Source organism: Paraburkholderia sp. SIMBA_030 (assembly GCF_046535245.1).
Lineage (GTDB): Bacteria > Pseudomonadota > Gammaproteobacteria > Burkholderiales > Burkholderiaceae > Paraburkholderia.
On record NZ_JAWRXB010001736.1, the window covers coordinates 1 to 232 of the forward strand.

Consider the following 232-nt stretch of genomic DNA (forward strand, 5'->3'; position numbering starts at 1 on the left):
GTGTGGGGGGCAAACCGCGTGGGCGTGCACCTGGCGCCGCGTGCCGACTCACACGACATGGGCGACGCCGACCGGGCCGAGACCTTCACCTACGTCGCCCGTGAACTGGGCAAGCGCGGCATCGCCTTCATCTGCTCGCGGGAGAAAGACGCCGACGACAGCATCGGCCCACTGATCAAGCAAGCGTTCGGCGGCCCCTACATCGTCAACGAGCGTTTTGACAAGGCCAGTG

At 66.4% G+C, this 232-nt stretch carries 1 pseudogene; it reads left to right on the top strand.

The annotated features are described in order from the left end of the window. Positions 1-232: pseudogene (locus SB772_RS45950) on the top strand (alkene reductase); the annotation flags it as partial.